This window comes from Bdellovibrio sp. SBM16 (assembly GCF_056175625.1).
On record NZ_JBJKJG010000011.1, the window covers coordinates 22,331 to 37,634 of the forward strand.

13 protein-coding genes are annotated in these 15,304 nt (G+C 44.0%); 11 read left to right on the top strand and 2 right to left on the bottom strand.

The features are described from left to right. Positions 1–12: 12 nt before the first annotated feature. From AC04MM_RS11995 to AC04MM_RS12015, 5 genes are all read left to right on the top strand, one after another. Positions 13–1,830, top strand: coding sequence for a 3-oxoacyl-[acyl-carrier-protein] synthase III C-terminal domain-containing protein (locus AC04MM_RS11995; RefSeq protein ID WP_475380602.1), 1,818 nt, complete (start codon positions 13–15; stop codon positions 1,828–1,830). Further along, a complete protein-coding gene (locus tag AC04MM_RS12000; RefSeq protein ID WP_475380603.1) occupies positions 1,827–2,720 on the top strand; it encodes a DUF6999 family protein in 894 nt (297 codons plus the stop codon). Before AC04MM_RS11995 ends, AC04MM_RS12000 begins: the two co-directional genes overlap by 4 nt. 2 nt (positions 2,721–2,722) lie before the next feature. Then, positions 2,723–3,445, top strand: coding sequence for a sterol desaturase family protein (locus AC04MM_RS12005; RefSeq protein ID WP_475380604.1), 723 nt, complete (start codon positions 2,723–2,725; stop codon positions 3,443–3,445). A 103-nt stretch (positions 3,446–3,548) separates the two neighbouring features. Continuing rightward, positions 3,549–5,438, top strand: coding sequence for a phospholipase D-like domain-containing protein (locus tag AC04MM_RS12010; RefSeq protein ID WP_475380605.1), 1,890 nt, complete (start codon positions 3,549–3,551; stop codon positions 5,436–5,438). Continuing rightward, positions 5,425–6,165, top strand: coding sequence for a sterol desaturase family protein (locus tag AC04MM_RS12015; RefSeq protein ID WP_475380606.1), 741 nt, complete (start codon positions 5,425–5,427; stop codon positions 6,163–6,165). The genes AC04MM_RS12010 and AC04MM_RS12015 overlap by 14 nt, the downstream gene beginning before the upstream one ends. 6 nt (positions 6,166–6,171) lie before the next feature. Here the strand turns inward: AC04MM_RS12015 and AC04MM_RS12020 are convergent, their stop codons facing one another. Beyond that, the gene (locus tag AC04MM_RS12020) at positions 6,172–6,318 is read right to left on the bottom strand and encodes a hypothetical protein (protein ID WP_475380607.1); all 147 of its coding nucleotides are present in this window, start codon (positions 6,316–6,318) and stop codon (positions 6,172–6,174) included. A gap of 104 nt (positions 6,319–6,422) precedes the next feature. On the opposite strand from AC04MM_RS12020, the gene AC04MM_RS12025 reads away from it, so the two are divergent. From AC04MM_RS12025 to AC04MM_RS12045, 5 genes are read left to right on the top strand one after another with little or no spacing between them, the layout of a single operon-like run. After that, complete coding sequence (locus tag AC04MM_RS12025) at positions 6,423–7,100, top strand: ABC transporter ATP-binding protein (protein WP_475380608.1); 678 nt, start codon at positions 6,423–6,425, stop codon at positions 7,098–7,100. After that, positions 7,097–8,416, top strand: coding sequence for an ABC transporter permease (locus tag AC04MM_RS12030; RefSeq protein ID WP_475380609.1), 1,320 nt, complete (start codon positions 7,097–7,099; stop codon positions 8,414–8,416). Before AC04MM_RS12025 ends, AC04MM_RS12030 begins: the two co-directional genes overlap by 4 nt. Continuing rightward, positions 8,413–9,135, top strand: coding sequence for an outer membrane lipoprotein-sorting protein (locus tag AC04MM_RS12035; protein WP_475380610.1), 723 nt, complete (start codon positions 8,413–8,415; stop codon positions 9,133–9,135). The genes AC04MM_RS12030 and AC04MM_RS12035 overlap by 4 nt, the downstream gene beginning before the upstream one ends. Positions 9,136–9,138: 3 nt before the next feature. Continuing rightward, on the top strand, positions 9,139–10,452 hold the full coding sequence (locus AC04MM_RS12040) for an ABC transporter permease (protein WP_475380611.1): 1,314 nt from the start codon (positions 9,139–9,141) through the stop codon (positions 10,450–10,452). After that, the gene (locus AC04MM_RS12045) at positions 10,445–11,695 is read left to right on the top strand and encodes a hypothetical protein (protein WP_475380612.1); all 1,251 of its coding nucleotides are present in this window, start codon (positions 10,445–10,447) and stop codon (positions 11,693–11,695) included. The genes AC04MM_RS12040 and AC04MM_RS12045 overlap by 8 nt, the downstream gene beginning before the upstream one ends. On the opposite strand, the gene AC04MM_RS12050 is transcribed toward AC04MM_RS12045, so the two are convergent. Continuing rightward, positions 11,689–12,462: an HAD-IIB family hydrolase gene (locus AC04MM_RS12050; protein WP_475380613.1), complete on the bottom strand. Its 774-nt coding sequence runs from the start codon at positions 12,460–12,462 to the stop codon at positions 11,689–11,691. The two genes, AC04MM_RS12045 and AC04MM_RS12050, sit on opposite strands and share 7 nt — an antisense overlap. A gap of 84 nt (positions 12,463–12,546) precedes the next feature. Here AC04MM_RS12050 and topA point away from each other — a divergent pair, with 84 nt between their 5' ends. Beyond that, on the top strand, positions 12,547–15,243 hold the full coding sequence (topA, locus tag AC04MM_RS12055) for a type I DNA topoisomerase (protein ID WP_475380614.1): 2,697 nt from the start codon (positions 12,547–12,549) through the stop codon (positions 15,241–15,243). Positions 15,244–15,304: the final 61 nt, after the last annotated feature.

Genomic DNA, 15,304 nt, shown 5'->3' on the forward strand with positions numbered 1-15,304 from the left:
CAAGGAGTTACCGTGCCTGCATATTTTAAGAATGTTTATTTGAATTCAACGGGATCGTTTTTACCAGGGCCTGCAGTCAATAATGACGAGATGGATGCCTATATCGGTTCGATCAATACCCAATCAAGTCGTATCAAACGCAGAATCTTGGCCGAAAACGGAATTAAATCGCGTCACTACGGCATCGACAAAGAAGGTCGCACGCAGTTCTCATCTGCTGATATGGCCATAAAAGCCATTGAAAATACTTTAGAAAACACCGGCGTAAAAATGAACGATGTTCCGTTTTTAGCAACGGGTACGGTCGGTGCGGATTTGGCTGCGCCGGGTTTTGCCAATCTTATTCAGGGTCAGTTAAGAGCAGCTCCAATGCAGACGATGAGTCTTAACGGCATCTGTGCTTCAGGCGTGGCAGCGATGAAGGCTGCAGCCTCAGTGGTCGAGCTGGGTGAGTTTAACCGTTCGGTGGCTTTAGCCACCGAGTTTCCGTCACGCTTATTTAAAGCATCGCGTTTTCAACAGATTGAAGAGAATTTAGATTTTGATTCACACTTTTTGCGTTGGATGTTGTCTGACGGATCGGGTGCAGTGCTGTTTGAAAATAAACCGCGCGAAACCGGGGTGTCGCTTAAACTTGACTGGATTCATTTAAAATCATTCAGCGGCGATTATCCGACTTGTATGCAAATCGGATCACCGTGGAATCAGCCGAACAAAAGTTATCTGGACTTCTCGTCGTTACAGGAAGCAGAAAAAAACGGATCATTTTTACTACGCCAGGATATCCGGCTGCTGCCGAACCTGTTTGACGTAGGGATCAGTGAGTTTATTAATCTGGTTCTGAAAAATGAAATTGAACCAAACCATGTTGATCATTTCTTGTGTCATTATTCATCCGAGAGATTTTCGGGTGTAGTAAACACTTTGATGGATAAAGCGGGGTTAAGAATTCCGTCAGAAAAATGGTTTTCTAACTTAACGACCAAAGGTAATACCGGGGCAGCTTCAATTTTCATTATGCTTGATGAGTTTATGAAAACGAAAAAGCCAAAGGCCGGTGAAAAGATTCTTTGTTTTATTCCGGAATCTGGACGCTTTACCGTATCGTTTATGTTGTTTGAAGTTTTAGAGAACGGCAAAGCGCCGGAAGTAAAACGGCAAAAACCTGAGCGTAAATTAGTTGAAAAATTGTTATTAGAACTTGGCAGTGTTTGGCATGACTACCGCTCAAGTGTATTTCGAACCGAATTTGCCAATAAAATTTTTAACAACCAGTTTTCGGTAGAAGACTATCAGCAGTGGATGGAAAACTGGATTCCGCAGGTGCGAGAAGGCAGTAAGTGGATGCGCACCGCGATCTCGAACCTGTCGGGAAAATTTGAAGGGATCCAGGAACTGATCGAAGAGCATGCCGGCGAAGAGCAGTTTGATTTTAAAGTCTTATATGCCGATTACCAGAACGCCGGGGGAAACAAAGATATTGATGATTTAAAGCGTAACCCGGGCGGTGAGGCGCTGAACAAATACATGTACGAGCGGGCCGGCGGAGTAAATCCGCTAGGATTACTGGGTGGCATTTTTATCATCGAAGGTACCGGTCAGAAGATTATTCCGACGATGTTACCGTTTTTAAAGAAAAGTTTAAACTTGCAGATGAATGTCTTTAAATTTTTAGAGTACCACGGTGAAAACGACGTGAAGCATTTAGAGCGCTGGGCAAATGCCGTCGAGCTGGCATTAACTCTGGAGCCTTCGTCTTATGATGATATTCTGGCCACTGCTAAAAAAGTAGCCGAGCTTTATCACTCACAATGGGAGCAGGTAAAATGATAAATCAAATCGACATGTTTGCGAATATGGAGCATGATCCGGATGATCCAAGTCCGTGGCAAGCGATGTATCTTGATCAGAGCACGCCGCTGCGTCCTTCGACCAAGGCACGCTGGCTGATTAATTCGAGTTCTGTTTCAAGACAGTTCGTTTTGCCGTTTGCTAGATTTTTTGCAAAAATTTTGATTGTTACTTTTCAGATTATTAAAGCGCTATCGCCGATCGACTGGCGGGCATCACGTTTATTGCACCAGCTGATTTACTGGGGCTTAAAGTACTTCGTAAAACCTGAAGCCAATTATCTGATTTTGCGCCACTTCTGGGCGGGATCAGAGTTGCTGGCCTTTATCGCCGGCAACGTTCCGGGTGTGAAGATCCCGATGAACCCGTTGAAGCCAAAAAATCTTGAAGCTTTAAAAGATCATTTATTTTTAACCCACGATTTAAATCTGTACAATTTCGTTATTAACTTAAACCGCGAGCTGCGCGATAAAAATTTAAAAATTAAACCCATTGCCGAGCCCGATTTTTCGATGGTGAGTGAAGGTGAGTTTGACATCGAGGTACCAGGAGAAGGTTGGTTTAATTTTATCGACCTGGAAACGGCGATTGAAATTTACACGCCGGTGTACCAGTTTTTCTTAACTGATAATGATTTTTGGCGTGCGACAAATTCGCTACAGCTCGATGAGACCATCGGGATCTACGGCTCGACCATATTAGGTTCGCCGACCCATTTATTACTGGTTAACAACAAGCATCCGTTGGTTTCATTGATTACGCTGAGTGCCGGTTTTCGTCTGGTTCTGCACGGATTGTCGACCGAAATGGGACACTGGTTATTAGTGCAAAAGAAACTTGAACAACGCGAAAGACTAAAAACGGCATAGGCATGAATTTGGCGCAGAGCTTAGAACAACTGGTTATGGGACTGAATCACTGGCAATTTTTTTTGGTCAGTTTTGTCGGTTTCTCTGTTCTTTATTTTTCGTTCTGCAGTATTTCGTATTACTTTTTTTGTGTAAAGAATATTTGGCCCAAAGTGCAGGATAAAGAATTTCGCCCGGGTCAGATTAAAACCGAAATCAAGCGGTCATTTCTGTCGATCTTTATGTTTTCGCTGCTGGCTATTTTGTTATGTGAAGGTTTAAGGCGCGGAATCTATAAGTACCATTTTACCTTTAGCCTAAATACATTTTTGCTTGAGGTGGTTGTCCTGTTTTTCTGGAACGAAATTTACTTCTACACGTTTCACAGATTGTTTCACTTAAAATCTTTGTACAAATGGCATGTTGATCACCACTATTCGTTGGTGCCATCACCTTTTTCGGCCTATAGCTTTCACTGGAGCGAAGGGGTTATTCTTGGTGCGGTTATGCCGGTTGTGATGCTGTTTCATGATTTTCAGTTTTATTCGATCATGATATTGCCGGCGATGAGTATTTCAATGAATGTCTTGGGTCACTCAAATATCGATTTCTTTCCGCAAGCCGGTCAGAGCAGTCTGTTAAGTTTTTCAAAACGCCATAGTCTGCACCATAAAATTCCGCATTCAAATTATGGCTTTTTTCTGCCATGGTTTGACCAGCTTTTTAAGACCGTGGCCAAAGATTAGCCCGCAAAACAGGGCACCTGTTAATATCTTTGACACCTATTTGTGCCTTTAAACTACTGTGTCGGAAGCCGCCCTGGAACAGGGTTAGCAGCTTGATATTGTTATGAAAAAGAGTAATCCCCTATCAGTTTTGTTAGTCAGTGTCTTGGTCGCTTCGATTATCGCTCCCCAAAGGGGGTTTTCGGCGGTGGAGGAAGCCCCGGCCCCGTTTTTCAGTATGGACCGCGTGGGTCAGATTTTTACCGATATCTCGCACGAAGTTAAAAAGACTATCAATCAAATTATTCTTAAAGTGACGGGGGCACCGTCATTCTTACATATCGAGCCACTTGATCCATCGGTAGTTAAGATTTTTGATCTAGACTTAGTCGAAGACGTGTTCTCGGATGTAACACTTGAAGTGGAGCTGGGACTTAAAGAACTTGTGGCGATCTGGGCGTCAAAGGGACACATGATCAGCCCGAGAGCGCAGCTGGGGATCATTAAAAATGCTGCCGGGCAGAGTGCGATCCTGGATTTATCTGAAAAAGATCTGACTTATCTGGAAACTGAAATTCTGAATTTATTAATCAAGCTTCGCGGTGAAGGAAAACTTGTGGCCTTTGTGTCTACCATGGTGGAATCACTAAAAACCGACCCACAGTTTGGTCATTTGGTCAGCGCCATTAAAGCTGAAGAAAAACTAAAGCTTCTTTCGACCGTTGATGCCACAATCGGCTCAACGGCGTCATTGCGAAAATTTACCAAGCAGACATGGAAAGGCTTATCCGAAGAACTGGCTAAAAAACTAAATAGCTTTGAAAAAGAAGCGCATGTTCAATCACGTCTGTCGGATAGTCACTTTTTAGCTGAACTGGCCGATATAGCTAACTCAGCTTTTTATCCGGCTGAGAGAGTAAAGCTGTTAGTCAACGGACCGGCTTCATTTTCACTGCGGGACTCGGCCATGGCGAAAGCCAAAGAATCTATCAATATGCTTACCTGGGCCGTGATCGATGATAAAACCGGTCGTGAGCTGGCTGATCTATTAATTAAAAAAAGTAAGGAAGGTTTAAAAGTAAGACTGATCGTAGATGGTCAGGTTAGCTTTCGAGCAGGCTACAAAGAGCAGGTCGAACGCATGGAAAAAAACGGTGTTTCGGTCGTACGCTGGTTTAACCCGGACGCTCCGTTTATGGGACAGCACCGAAAAATCTTAATTGTCGATGAAACGTTAACTATTATGGGCGGCATGAACCCGGGCGACACTTACAGCCATAAAGCCGGCGAAGCGAAGAATTTATGGCTTGATACTGATGTGGCGTTGCAAGGTGAAGCGGCAGAGCAGACCCAGAGATTATTTGTGTCGATCTGGAATAAGCAAATTTCGGCGCAAAAATTATCCTTCACGAGAATAACAAAAGTCAAAAAGCAGCTTTCAGTAAATGCGGATGCGCGTGCCATGATTGTTGAGCATGAGCCACTGGCTTCAGGCGATCAGCACGAGATTTTACTTACAAAAATGAAGGCCATTCGCGGTGCGGAAAAGACTGTGGATATCGAGAATGCCTACGTGATTGTGTTTCCGTCACTGTTAAATGAAATTAAGGCGGCCGTTGATCGCGGCGTACGCGTGCGCGTATTAACAAATTCAAGTGATAGTGTCGATGAGCCGGTTGTGGCCTTACCGATCACCCGGTCTGCAAAAATGCTGGCTGATATCGGGGCCGAGGTTTATCTGCGCAAAGGCAGCACCGTACACTCAAAGTACATGATCGTCGATGAGCGATTATTTTTAATCGGCAGTTACAACCTGCACCCGCGTTCAGAGCGCATCGAAGGTGAAACGATAGCCGTTTTTGATCAGGTTGAATTGGCCCAGCAAGCAACAAAAGCCTTTGAGAAAAATATTTCACCGGAAAGTGCCAACAGGCTGGAAAAGTCACAGGGTTTTTTCTTGCCGATCAATGGCTCAACGTTATTACCGCTGAGAATGTTTTATGATCAGCTCTAATGACGGGTTGGTTTTTTTGGCCATCTTAGCACTTGGTACAGCCAAATACAGTTTGATCATGGGATCGGCGTATTATGTATTCTGGATACTTAAGCCATCGTGGCTTAGTATGTTTAAAAAAATCCAGGTGCAAGAGCGCGCAAAGCCACAGGTCAAATTAGAGATGAAATATTCAGCTTACACGCTGGTGATTCAGGCGCTTTGTTTTTTTGTTATATATAAGATGAACGAACAGGGATTGGTACACATCGTGCCTGCGCAGCCATTGTGGAAAGATTTAGTGGCGTTGTTAATTTATGTTATGATCTATGATCCGTTTTTCTATTTTCTGCATAAGATTATGCACCAGAACCGCTGGCTATACCGTAATGTGCATGTCGTGCATCATCGGTCGCTAAATCCGACACCGTGGGCGACTTATTCGTTTCATCCGGTTGAGGCTTTTGCCAATATGCTTTATTTCTTTCCATTTTTCTTTTTAACCAGTGTCAGTGTGCCGATGTTAGCCGTGATTTTGGTATTAACAGATATGGCAAACCTGGCCGGGCATCTGGGTTATGAAGTGTTTTCGGAGAATGTGCAGAATAGCAGGTGGGGCCGCTGGATTACGACGCCGACTCACCATAATATTCATCATCAGGTTTCTAATTCAAATTTTGGTTTGTATTTTAACGGCTGGGACCTTTGGTTTAAAACGCTAAATGCCAAAGACAAGCGCAAAAAATAAATCCTATTAATTAATATACGTGATTAACGACTGTAGGCCCAGGCTGGCTTTGGTCAGCATGGTGCTTTGCTCTGCAGCAAGCTGCTTAACCAGGTAAACTACCGTGAAAGCGCCAACATAAAATAAGAATAAACGTTTTCTGAATTCGATCATGGGGCAGAAGATACCCTAAGAAGGCCGGTTCGGGAGAAAAATCTGCGGCTTTGTGAAAACAATAAATGGTTGTAAAACTTGTAGACAGAGCAGACAATACCCGTATGTCATCAGTCGTAGAAATCAGAAATATATCAAAGAGTTATAAGCTGGGTGAAACCCACGTCGATGCGATTAAAAATCTTTCTTTGGTGGTGACCAAAGGTGAGTTTACCGCACTGATCGGCGCATCGGGTTCAGGAAAAACAACCTTATTGAATCTGATCGGCTGTCTCGATGGTGTGGATCGCGGCGATATTCTGATAGATGGCATGAATGTTAAATCGTTGAATGAGAATCAGAAGAGCACTTTACGCAATGAAAAAATCGGTTTTATTTTTCAGTCTTTTAACTTGATTCCGGTGTTAAACGTTTATGAAAACGTAGAGCTACCGTTAACAGTCAGAAAAGACATTAAAGCTGAAGAGCGTAAAGCCAAAGTCGAAGCCGCCTTAAAAGATGTGGGGCTTGCCGATTTTATGCATCACCGCCCGGATCAGCTATCCGGCGGGCAACGTCAGCGTGTGGCTATTGCCAGGGCGCTGGTCACTTCACCGGCTTTAATCCTAGCCGATGAACCGACAGCGAATCTTGACTCAAAGACAGCGAATCTGATCATAGATTTAATGCTGGAATTAAACCGCACTAAACATGTGACTTTCTTTTTCTGTACGCATGACGAAAAGCTTATGAGCCGCGTACAGAAAATTGTCAAAATCAAAGACGGTCAAATCGAAACATGATCTGGAAATTTGCCTTCCGCAATTTATTACGCAATAAGCGCCGGTCGTTATCGACCGGTGTTGCCATTACGGTAGGTTTTGTCGGCTTAAACCTTTTAGGTGCGTATATTTACCGTTCAAAAATGGCGTTAGACACGACGTCGGTGTACTCGGCCCAAAAGGGGCATGTCAGCATCTACAAAAAAGACGCGATCGAGCAGTATCAGATCAAACCTAAAAAATATGTTTTTAGTCTTGAAGAGCAGCAGCAGGTGCAGACTATTCTTGCAGATCTGCAGAATCAGATTGAATACACCGGGCAGCAAATTTCGGTGCCTGGCTTATTTTCTAACGGCGTTAAATCGCATCCGGTGGTCATCTACGGGTTTGATCCTGTGGCGTATCAGAAATCTTTGACCCAACCGACGTTGCTGGAGTGGGCGAAAGACTGGGTGTTGCCTTCGCAGCGCGAGAATGCGGATCTATTTATCCGAAATCCTGAAACGGTTTCAATTACACCGAAGATCGCTGAAATTTTGTCATTTAAATATCCATTAACAGATAACGACAGTGTACAGCTGGCGGCCCGTTCATTAGATGGCGATCTCAACGCGATTAATGCGGATCTTGGTGCCGAGCACACCACCGGTATGCAGTTTTTGGAAGATACCGTGGTGTTGATTCCGATTAAAAAAGTACAGGAGTTACTGGCGACCGATGCGGTTGAGTCGATCTCGGTCTATTTAAAGCCAGAAGTTTCAGTTGATGCTTTCATCAAGAAGCTAAAAGAAAAACTTTCGACACTTGCTTTTGCCACGGATGTTTACCGTTTTGATGCGCCGGAGATCAATGCCCTACACCAGGGGACGATGGGCTTTTTGTATGTGATGGGCGGATTTTTTGTATTTTTAATCTGTACGGCAGTAAGCCTGACCATTATCAATTCGTTAACCATGGGTATTATCGAACGAACGCGTGAAATCGGGACTCTGCGTGCGGTCGGCTTTAAAAGTCTTGATGTGGTAAAGCTTTTTATGCGCGAAAGTGTGTTGCTGGCAGTGATCAGTATGGTCTTCGGGGTATTGATTTCGTTTGTCGTTTCATCTTTGGTGAACGCCGCTAATATTCAGTTTTTTCCACCTGGGGCAAGTGCGAAAATTCAGTTTGTTTTAAAATGGAATTTATATATTGCAAGCTTCGTTTTTATCCTGCTGTTTACGATTTCGGTTCTGTCTTCGTTTTTTGTCATTAAAAACAAACTGCGTACAAAACTAATTGCCTTACTTAATGATAGTTCTACATTCGGTGATGACACCGAAGAGGGAGATAATGCATGAAACTTTTAATGTTAGTATTAGCCATTCCTTTTTATGCCAGTGCTGATCTGGCCTCAGATTTACTCAAAGCCTCAGACCGTGCCCGTGGCAGTGTAAAGGACGGTGTGCAGTGGACTGCAGTGGTCGCGACCGAAGAAAACGGTGAAAGCAGTGCCCGGGAGTTCAATATTAAAGCCAAAGGTGATGATGCTTATGTTGAAGCCACTAAGCCCGCAAAAAACAAAGGTGAGATGTACATTTTTAATGACCGTAATATGTGGTTTTTTAAACCGTCGCTTAAAAAGCCGGTTTCCATCTCGGCCCGCCAGAAACTAACCGGCCAGGCCGCTAACGGCGATATTGCCTCGACACACTATGCCCGTGATTATTCGGCAGTGATTGAAAAGACTGAAAGTTTAAACGGCGAAAAAATGCACGTGTTATTATTAACTGCGAAATCGAAAAACCTGACATATGATAAAATCCGCTACTGGATCAGTGATAAGACCAAATTGGCAATGAAGGCCGAATTTTTAACCCTGCAGGGTAAGCCGTTTAAGGTCGGCCATTTAAAATACGGTAACACGTTAACTGCCGGCGGAGAGACGTTTCCGTTTATCAGTGAGTTGATGATTGTCGATGCGAAATTTGCAAACAACAAAAGTACGATCACCTACAAAGCACCTAAAGTGGTACAGGTTTCTAATACTATTTTTAATGTGAACAATTTAACGAGATAATTAATGTTAATTAAAATCGCTTTCCGCAACACTTTAAAGAACTGGCGTCATTCGATTTCGGCGTTATTAAGTCTTTCGGCTTCGTTTGTGTCTTTGGTGTTGTTTGACGGTTACATTGATGATGTTAAAGCGATGTACATTGATAACTTTAAACACCGTCAGATGCTGGGCGATATAATCATTGAACACAAAGACCAGTATTCGAAAGAAGGCGTCACCTCACCGTGGGAGTTCTGGATCAGCAAAGAAGACCAGGACTATCTGGCAATTAAGCTTAAAGAGGCCCCGGTGCAGGCACCGCACGTGGTGCGTAACTTAAACTTTCAGGGTATGATCACCAATGGTGTGCAGTCGCAGATTTTATTGGGACGCGGTTACGATTTGATTGCCGGCGAAAAGCTGCGCGGTAAAAACTGGTCTTGGAATGTGACCTACGGTACACCGCTTGACCGTCAGGAATCGGCTTTTGTCGGAGCCCTGGGGCAGGGCCTGGCCAGAAAGCTTGCCTGCACCTGGGTTAAAGATACAGATACCCTGACATTTTACGGTGGCTACGCTGAAGTAGATAAACCCTTCGAATGTTTAACCAAAGATTTGCAGATTTCGACGACAACCGTCGATGGCCAGTTGAACGCAGTGGATTTGTCGGCCGTGGCTTTAATGGATGCCGGGTACAAAGATGTGGATGACCGCTATATCCAGACATCATTGGAGGCCGCACAAACTTTAATGAATACTGATCGAGTGAGTTTTATCACTTTGGAAGTTTCGGGTAAATCTGTCGATCAGGTGGTAAATTATATTAACGGTACAATTCTTAAAGATAGGCCGTACTTGCAGGCGCAGCGCTGGCAGGATCACCGCTTAGGTGAGATGTTTACCAAGACGATGGATTTTTTATCGATCTTTAGAAACTTCGTAGTGATTGTAATCGTGATTGTATCAACGCTTTCGGTGTTAAACACCATGGTGAAACTGGTTAAAGAAAGAACGCGTGAAATCGGAACAATGCGCAGTATCGGCTTTTTACCGCAGCAGGTAGTTAAGATGTTTTTCTTAGAGAGTTTATTTTTATCCGTAATGGGTACCGGCGTCGGTGCAGTGCTCGCCCTGATTCTGACGGTCGGGTTTAACTCGGTTAAAATTTTATATAAAGGCGGAATCTTATCTGAGCCGGTGGCCTTTAGAATTGCGTTTTATCCCGAAGCGTATGTGGCGGCATTCCTACTGTTAGTTTCGGTGGGAACTATTGCCACCTATTTTTCGACCAGACAGATTATCCGCAGCAAGATTATCGATAATTTAACATATGTATAGTTGGCTTGTTTTTTTTGCAGCATGGGTTCCTTTGGCAGTGTCGGCGCAAAACGCCGAGTTTGCCTTTAGTTATGAAGCCTATCTTTTCGGTGAACAGCGTGATTATGCCGATTCGGTTTTAAATTTAGGTAATGAAGTTTTAACGATTCCGGAAAGCAGTGTGTTCTTAGATCAGCGGGCCGAATTTAAATGGTTGATCAATGATGCGAAGATTATTCTGCGCCCACGTATCGTATCGACGCAGCAGCGCTATAAAACCGAAACCACGTTAAAAGACGAAAGTACAAGTGAAACCGACATTAATCTGACCGATGCTTTTTACGAACAGTATATTACCGACCGCATTTTTACGACAGTGGGTCTGCAGGTTTACCAATGGGGCCCCGCTGAGATTTTAAACCCATCAAATCCGTTTTTTCATTTTAATACAGATCAGAGAAGTCTGGTGTATAAAGAAAAAGGTAAAGCCCTGCTTCGCCTGAACTGGAACGCCAAGGCTGATTACAATCTGGTCTTCATGGTAGAGCCGGCATCAAACAATGAACCGTACTGGATCACTGAGAAAAAATTTAAACCGCAAGTTGCAGGGAAGTTTGAAACCGCCTGGACCGGGACAAGAAACTTTTTAGGCTTGGCATTTGGAATTCCGGATAATGCTGACTTTTTTGCCGCTGAATACTTTCAGTATGAATTTACCGAAGGGGTGAGTGTTTATGCCGATGCCAAGCACAGTGTGAATCAGTTTTTTTACGAACCACAGGTTAGCGGCGTGTTTCAGCGCATGACACCGAGTGATCAAGACGGGGTGCTTTCAACCCTGGCGGTGGCAGGTTTACGGTACGAAGACGAGTTCGATGCGCGCTTAGAATATATTTACAATTCGGCAGGCTACGACCAGAAGATGTTTGATCAGGCTTTAGTAGCGACGTCACAGCTTTCGCCGTATCTGGTTGATAATATCAAACGCTTTCAAAAATCAGGACTCGAGCTGGTATCGCAGAACTATCTGTATTTCTCGCTACGAAAAACTGATCCGTTTGCTTTTAAAGATTTAAGTGTGTTTTTTCGTTCGCTGACATCCTTAATGGATGGTTCGGGCGTTGAGCAGTTTGAATTAGATAAGTCGGTGCTGGATTGGATGAACGTGTTTGGCCAGTACTCGGCTTTTCGTGGCGAGCAGGATACAGAGTTTAAGCTGTTAGATGACTGGAAAGTTTCGTTCGGCGTAAAAGCTATCTATTGAGCAACAATTCGGTCGACAATTTCACAAAAGCCATGTCCGGATTCTGATGGCGAGACATAGGCCGGTAAATGCTTCATCTGTTTTGAGAAATCGCGCACGTTGGCAACGCCAAAAGTGTGCTTAAAGCTTTCAAATAATGGCTCATCATTGGGCGAATCACCGACGTAGGCACACTGTTCAAGAATTTGCGCTTCGTTTAATCCGAATTCTTTTTGTAATAAAAGTTTAGCTGTCGTGACTTTGTTAAAGGCACCAAACCAGCCGTTGACGTGAATGGAGCTGACTTTAGCTGTTGCGCCGTGCGCTTTAAAAATCTTAACAATGTGTTGAATTTCGTCATCGGACAGGCGCGGAATATCTTCGCAAAAATCCACAGCCAAATCGTAAATGCGGCAGAATTGGTCTGCTGAAATAGCAGCGTTTGGAATTTTTTGTTTAATTTCAGCGGCAATGAGCTGTAACTTTTTTTGATTTTCAGCCAGAGTAGCCTCACTGGCAAAATTCCAGCGAAGCATTTTTCTCCCGTGATATCGGTAGTATAGACCGCCGTTTTCGCCGATCACGGCATCAACTGGCCAGAAGCGGGCAATCATGTCACACCAGCCGGCAGGGCGACCCGTCACGGGGATTACTTTGATACCGTGCTGCTTCAATTTCATCAGGCTTGAGTAAGATTCGGGGAGAAGCTGGCCATTTGTCGTGATGGTGTCGTCGATATCGGTGAGTAGATACTGGATTTTTGTCGAGAATTCTGAAAGTGGCTTCATCTTGTGTTTCCAAAAAGAGGTTGTTTTTTCCACGCGGTCACTACATATAATATAGACACTCTATCATAAAGGATACAACACACAATGGCTAAAAAAGCTGCAGCATCGGCTGGTGATTCATTAGGTTCAGGAACAAAGCTAGTAATTGTCGAATCGCCAACCAAAGCCAAAACTATTCGTAAATTTTTAGGTAAAGATTTTATCGTTGAATCATGCATGGGTCACATACGTGATCTGCCGCAATCATCAAAAGATATTCCTGAAAAAGTTAAAAAAGAAAAATGGGCGCAACTCGGTGTTAACGTCGATAAAAACTTCGAGCCATTATACTGCATCCCGAAAGATAAAACCAAAGTTATCAAAAATTTGAAAGACAAACTTGAAGAGGCCGATGTGCTGTATCTCGCGACCGATGAAGACCGCGAGGGGGAATCAATCAGCTGGCATTTACAAGAGGTTTTAAAACCTCGTGTGCCGACCAAGCGCATGGTGTTTCATGAGATCACCAAAGAAGCGATACAAAAATCTTTAAAAGAAACACGCGAGATTGATCATAATTTAGTGCGTGCTCAGGAAGCGCGTCGTATCTTAGATCGTTTAGTGGGTTACACTATTTCTCCGCTACTTTGGAAAAAAGTGGCTTACGGTTTATCCGCAGGCCGCGTGCAGTCAGTCGCTGTGCGTTTGATCGTTGAACGTGAAAAAGAGCGTATCCGTTTCAAAAAATCAAATTACTACGGTTTAACAGCGTACCTTGATAAAGCTGGCGAAAGCTTTGAAGCCAAACTTTTAACGGTCGATCAAAAACGTGTAGCCACCGGTAAAGACTTTGATGGCTTAACAGGTCAGTTAAACGCCGGAAAAGATTTGTTGGTTCTAGATGCCAAAGCAGCCCAGGCGTTAGCTGCTAAAGTTCAGTCGGCCGCATGGAAAGTAACTGAAGTTGAAGAAAAGCCGGTCCAACGTAATCCGTATCCGCCGTTTATCACTTCAACCTTACAACAGGAAGCCAATCGTAAATTAGGTATGAGCTCTAGAGAAACCATGCAGGTGGCGCAGAAACTTTACGAGCAGGGTTTTATCACCTATATGCGTACTGACTCGACTTCACTGTCGCAGGAAGCGATCAACGCAGCCCGTACCGCGATCTTAGAAAAATACGGTAAAGAGTATTTACCGGCGAGTCCGCGCACTTACGAAGGTAAAAAAGTAAAAGGTGCACAAGAGGCCCATGAATGTATCCGTCCCGCTGGAACACACTTTCAAGATCCGGATGATACGGGGCTATCAGGTCCGCAATTAAAACTTTATGATTTAATCTGGAAACGTACGATGGCTTCGCAAATGACATCGTCTCGTCAAAAGCAAGTCTCGGCAAAATTAGCTGCTGAAAACACGATCTTTAATGCCACGGGCACGACGATTGAATTTCCGGGCTTCTTACGCGCTTACGTCGAAGGTTCGGATGACCCGGAAGCGGATTTAGAATCACGCGAAGTGCGCTTACCGCAATTAAAACAAAATGATTCGGTGAAGCCACAGAAGATGGAGCCAACCGCCCACGAAACAAAACCACCGGCAAGATTTACCGAGGCATCTTTAGTTCAGACGATGGAAAAAGAAGGTATCGGCCGTCCGTCGACTTACGCGTCTGTTATCGGAACTATCATTGACCGTGGTTATGTAAAAAAAATGGGGAACGCATTGGTTCCGACATTTACCGCGATGGTGGTCTCTAAATTATTAATGAATCACTTAACCCAGTATGTGGATTTAGGATTTACATCTGAGATGGAAAATTCTCTCGATCATATCGCTGATGGCGAATTGGACTGGGAAAGTTATTTAGCCAGTGTTTATCATGGTAAAAAAGGTTTACGTAACCTTGTAGCCGAAGAAGAAGGAAATATAAATCCTGAAGAAGCCCGCACCATCAAACTTGATGGTTTGGAAAAATACGAATTCCACGTGGGTAAATATGGTGCCTATGTCAAAACTCAGAGAGGCGAAGAGTCTTTAAGTGCTTCGATTCCTGATGCAGAAGCGCCGGCTGATGTGACCTCAGATACGATCGAAAAATTGATTGATCAAAAATTAAAAGGTGCCGATTCACTTGGTGTTGATCCAAAAACCGGTAAAAAGATTTACGTACTTAACGGTCGTTACGGTGCGTATGTGCAATTGGGTGAAAACGATGACGAAGACATTAAACGTTCGACACTGCCTCCGGGATTAGATCCGGCGTCTGTGACCTATGAAATGTCATTAGAAATTTTAGCACTGCCTAAATCATTGGGAACAAACCCTGGAAACGGTAAAGATATCAAGGCCGGCGTTGGCCGTTTTGGTCCCTACGTCGTTTGTGACGGGGATTACCGTTCGATCCCGAAAACAGAATCTGTGTTCACGATGAATCTGGAAAAAGCGCTAGCGCTGTTTGCGATTCCGAAAAAAGGCCGCGGTAAAGCGGCACCGCTTAAAGAGTTTGGCAAACACCCGCAGCATGATATCGAAGTGAGTTTGTTTAACGGCCCGTACGGTCCCTACCTTAAAGCCGGCAAAACAAATGTGGGCTTACCAGAAGGTGTAACTGCAGATACAATTACTAAAGAAAAAGCTTTTGAGTTGATGAACGAGAAGCTGGCGGAAGCCGGCAGTAAAGGTAAAAAGGCTAAAGGTGGGGCGAAAAAAGCCACGAAGACCCTAAAAAAAGCCGCCAAACCTTCCGAAAAAGCAGAGGCCTTAGGCGTTAAAAAAGTTATCACGAAGAAGAAAAAATAAGGACGACCGCAGGGTCGGCCCTTTAGAATAAGGTTAGCCGGAGGCTGATCTAAAAGAGGAA

Bases quoted from the DNA above. Each gene is read 5' to 3' on its own strand.
- AC04MM_RS12000 (WP_475380603.1), top strand. From the start codon at position 1,827: ATGATAAATCAAATCGACATGTTTGCGAATATGGAGCATGATCCGGAT.
- AC04MM_RS12005 (WP_475380604.1), top strand. From the start codon at position 2,723: ATGAATTTGGCGCAGAGCTTAGAACAACTGGTTATGGGACTGAATCAC.
- AC04MM_RS12010 (WP_475380605.1), top strand. From the start codon at position 3,549: ATGAAAAAGAGTAATCCCCTATCAGTTTTGTTAGTCAGTGTCTTGGTC.
- AC04MM_RS12015 (WP_475380606.1), top strand. From the start codon at position 5,425: ATGATCAGCTCTAATGACGGGTTGGTTTTTTTGGCCATCTTAGCACTT.
- AC04MM_RS12020 (WP_475380607.1), bottom strand. From the start codon at position 6,318: ATGATCGAATTCAGAAAACGTTTATTCTTATTTTATGTTGGCGCTTTC.
- AC04MM_RS12025 (WP_475380608.1), top strand. From the start codon at position 6,423: ATGTCATCAGTCGTAGAAATCAGAAATATATCAAAGAGTTATAAGCTG.
- AC04MM_RS12030 (WP_475380609.1), top strand. From the start codon at position 7,097: ATGATCTGGAAATTTGCCTTCCGCAATTTATTACGCAATAAGCGCCGG.
- AC04MM_RS12035 (WP_475380610.1), top strand. From the start codon at position 8,413: ATGAAACTTTTAATGTTAGTATTAGCCATTCCTTTTTATGCCAGTGCT.
- AC04MM_RS12040 (WP_475380611.1), top strand. From the start codon at position 9,139: ATGTTAATTAAAATCGCTTTCCGCAACACTTTAAAGAACTGGCGTCAT.
- AC04MM_RS12045 (WP_475380612.1), top strand. From the start codon at position 10,445: ATGTATAGTTGGCTTGTTTTTTTTGCAGCATGGGTTCCTTTGGCAGTG.
- AC04MM_RS12050 (WP_475380613.1), bottom strand. From the start codon at position 12,462: ATGAAGCCACTTTCAGAATTCTCGACAAAAATCCAGTATCTACTCACC.
- topA (WP_475380614.1), top strand. From the start codon at position 12,547: ATGGCTAAAAAAGCTGCAGCATCGGCTGGTGATTCATTAGGTTCAGGA.